The 3,461-nt window shown below is 39.1% G+C and carries 5 protein-coding genes; all 5 read right to left on the bottom strand.

Annotation, left to right across the window (positions count from 1 at the left end; genetic code table 11):
• Positions 1 to 882: 882 nt before the first annotated feature.
• Entirely contained in the window at positions 883 to 2,019 is a 1,137-nt protein-coding gene (locus tag BMX83_RS10470) for a relaxase/mobilization nuclease domain-containing protein (RefSeq protein ID WP_091636802.1), read from the bottom strand.
• Positions 2,001 to 2,372 carry a MobC family plasmid mobilization relaxosome protein gene (locus BMX83_RS10465; RefSeq protein WP_091636800.1) on the bottom strand — a complete coding sequence of 124 codons (372 nt, stop codon included), beginning with the start codon at positions 2,370 to 2,372 and terminating at the stop codon, positions 2,001 to 2,003. The genes BMX83_RS10470 and BMX83_RS10465 overlap by 19 nt, the downstream gene beginning before the upstream one ends.
• A gap of 112 nt (positions 2,373 to 2,484) precedes the next feature.
• Positions 2,485 to 2,679: a hypothetical protein gene (locus BMX83_RS10835; RefSeq protein WP_177170583.1), complete on the bottom strand. Its 195-nt coding sequence runs from the start codon at positions 2,677 to 2,679 to the stop codon at positions 2,485 to 2,487.
• Between the two features lie 93 nt (positions 2,680 to 2,772).
• A complete protein-coding gene (locus BMX83_RS10455; protein WP_087059235.1) occupies positions 2,773 to 3,039 on the bottom strand; it encodes a Txe/YoeB family addiction module toxin in 267 nt (88 codons plus the stop codon).
• A complete protein-coding gene (locus tag BMX83_RS10450; RefSeq protein WP_010620828.1) occupies positions 3,024 to 3,278 on the bottom strand; it encodes a type II toxin-antitoxin system Phd/YefM family antitoxin in 255 nt (84 codons plus the stop codon). The genes BMX83_RS10455 and BMX83_RS10450 overlap by 16 nt, the downstream gene beginning before the upstream one ends.
• Positions 3,279 to 3,461 lie beyond the last annotated feature (183 nt).

The raw sequence follows: 3,461 nt of genomic DNA, 5'->3' as shown, positions 1-3,461 counted from the left end.
CAATGGAATCTTATCCATTTTAGCTACACTTGTGATCAAATCATTGTGTTCTACGGTCTTCTGTTGATACAAATCTTCCATTTGAACCACCTTCTGCGGTATATAAGTATTAAAATTTCGCATAAAGAGAACCACCCTTCTTTTTAGAGGAAAAGCATCCGTATGAGGTCTAATTTTTCTCTGTATTTTTAGTATACACTACTAGACGAAAAAATAAATAATAATTCGTCTAGTAGACAGTTTTTCCTCGTTCATTAGACAGTTTTTCCTCGTCTAATGAACAGTTTTTCCTCGTCTCTTAAACGCGAAAACCCTTGGTATGACTGGATCTATTTTTTCCCAAAAGGTTTAAAAGATAAAGTATATAAGATAAATATAAATACTACTCGTTTATTTTAGTAAAAAATAAAATAAACAACCTCTCAATCACTATATCGTTTTTTAATAGACAAAATGTCGTCTTTAGTCAGACAAAAAGACCTTTAAAGAATAATGAAAAAACCCGTTAGCAAAAAGCTGTGTCTCGACTTACGCTCGACTGATCGAACCGTTGTATGAAGTAAAAGCTAAATAAACAGCCCTATTTTCAATTTTAAAGTAAATGCTTGTAAAAAGGACCACTAATCAAATTAAAGTATCTCTAAGGTAATTTTTAGCGGCTTTAAATTCATTTAAACTTGATAACTCTCCTGAATAGTTCAATTCCATTTAGGAGAGTTATTATGTAAGCAAAGACTCATTTTTTACCATAGATTAAAGAAATTAAGCAGCCACATAAGCGCCACCACAACAATACCGGTAGGCACACTGGCGTATAAATTGGTTAAAACGGTTCGAAAGGTTAATTTTTGATTGGTTCGCTTGATTTCAGCGTTTAACTGCTTAAAGACTTGGTCCATGGTCTCGGTTATGGTCTGATTGATCTCGCTTAATTGGTGGTTGTTCTGGTTCATTTCGCGTTGAATCTTCGCGATTTCGGCTTTGTTTTGGTCTAAAAGATCGTTTAGGATCGTTTTCAGTTGTTTCAAGGATTCTGTTGATTGCTTTTGAGCTGTCTCGTTGAAGCTGGTTTGTGTGGTCTCTAAGTTTTTTAAGCTGCTGTTGAAGTTGTTCAGGACTGTCGTTGTCACTTGTTGAATCTCTTGTAAATTGTTCTCTAGATTGGCTTTCTCTAAGCTTTTCTGTTGTAGCGTCGCTCCGCTGTAGTTCCGGATCTCGGTCAAAACTTGAATCAGTTGCTGCAGGTCTTGGCTCATTGTTTCCGGATTGTCCGGTTGCGAAATCTCTGTCTTTTGTTGGTTCAATGTGTCTTTCAAAGCCATTAAAAATCGTCTCCTTTTCATAATCACTGCCTAACTTGCTCGCTCTCACCTTTTTATTGGCGTTTAAATGGGTGTAGGTGATCGTTTTTCCTCTCAGTTTAACATCTACCCCATTTTCGTTTAAAAGCTCTGAAAAGCTCTTAAAATCGCTTGTACGACTCACTGAATAATCGACAGCTTCTCTTATTTCGTCTTTCCAGCTGATTTTTCCTTTTTCCAGTAACGACTTTTCCGCTGTAGTATAACGAACTTTAGCGGGTTCTTCGGGAATCGTTAAGCCATGCTCAAGACAAATCTGATCGTTCATATCTTTAACTTCTTGAATGGCTTTTTGTCCATGCGCTTGAAATTTTAAACCAGTATCCATATTGACGCTATTAATCACTAAATGATTATGAATATGATCTTTATCGGTATGCGTATAAATGGCTACTTGGTGACCGTCAGCGACTTTTTCGGCTAATTGATAGCCTAGTTCATTGGCTTGCTCCGGAGTGACCTCACCGGGCTTAAACGACTGAATCAAGGTATGCGCTTGGACTTTATCGTCTTTGCCATAAATCATGCGAGTAGCTTTCATTTGGGTTTTGGCGTAGTTCACGTCACAATTGAAGCCGCTTTTGACCGTTGCCCGCGGTTCAGCGTAGTTAATGCAGCGAGAACAACTGGTGCTGCGGGCTAATTTAATTGTTGCCATAACTGATTCAGCTCCTTTTGTACGTTTTGCAATTCAGCCGTTAGGTTGGCGGCTGAATCCGGATCCAGTTCGGCAGCGTTCGTTGCTCTTGCCATCTGATTGACGTTATTTCCAATCGCGCGTAATTGCTTGGCAATCTCCACGGCTCCTGGTCGGTCAATTTTCGGCGTGACGAGCTTAGCCCCTTGTGCCTTGCTTTTTACAAAAGCCGGCACACTCATTTGAAAAATTTCAGCGGAGCGCTTCAACTTTTCAAATTCGGATTCGCTCACTCGAAAGCTAATTTGTTTCGGCTCTTTTCGCTTCGGTTTGGCCTCCGCAAAAGGGGCCTCAAAAATCTCTCGTTCGCTCACTAGTCCCACCCCCTGTTTTTCTTCTCTGTCGTTCAGAAAGAAGCATAACACTAATGCGCACTTGGCTGTTAGCGTTATGCTTCTTTAAGGGGGTTGGCAAGCTCTATGTTTGCTAGCCACTTCGTGGCGCAAACGACCTTGTTGGGGGACGCGCTGCTCCCCCAATCCCCCTGTAAAACTGGTCAAAACGTGTCCGTTTTGAGCCAGAAAAAGAGACTAGAAATGTGTCCATTTCGGTCTCTTTTTCTGGCAAGATCAATCTGTTTTTTTCGTCGTTGGCGTCGGAAAAAAATGGCTCTTTATGCACTGTATGCACTGTCTTTTTTCGGTAGTTGGTCCGAAAAAAGACAAGCTCATTACATAAAAAAAAGATAGAAAATCACTTTTTTAAAGTGGATTTCTATCTTTCATAGTGCGTCCAAGCCGACCAAATAATGACTTCTTTGGCGTCATTATCCACCGAATAAACGACCCGGTGCTGAATATTTAAACGGCGTGAATACTTATCTTTTAAATTTCCGACTAATTTCTCATAAGGCGGGGGATTTTGGAACGGATTCTCCTTTAAAACTTCCATGAGATTTTTAAATTTTTGCTCTAAATGAGCCCCTTTTAAATGTTTCAGGTCTTTTGTAGCTGATTTTGCTAATTTTACAGAGTATCCCAATCGATATCCTCCAATGCAACAAACTCATTTTCTTGTTCACGCTGGTGGATCACATCTGCTACGCCAGCAGATTGAAGGTATAATGTTTCTTGAATTGCGTCCCAGTCTTTTTTACTGACCATAACTGCTTCACTTTCTTCGTTTTTGCCAGAGATATAAATGGGTTCGTTAGTTTTGTTGACGTCTTTCAATAGTTGATAAAAGACTTTTCTAGCTTGGCTAGGGTTTACGATAGACATAAGCTATTCCTCCCTTTAACATCTTTTTTACTATTGTAACGTACTTGTTTAAGTACGTCAAAGATGTTGTGAATACAGGAAATTGCTTATAATAGTGTATTGGAATTAAGGTAGATTGACAAAAGAGTGATCAAATAGGTATACTTCATTCAAATAATCGTTTGAATGTGAGGTGAGATGAAT

Origin of the sequence: Alkalibacterium gilvum, from assembly GCF_900109085.1 — a bacterium.
GTDB classification, from domain to species: domain Bacteria; phylum Bacillota; class Bacilli; order Lactobacillales; family Carnobacteriaceae_A; genus Alkalibacterium; species Alkalibacterium gilvum.
The sequence above is the reverse complement of the archived record's forward strand: the minus strand, read 5'-3'. Positions and strand labels throughout refer to the sequence as shown.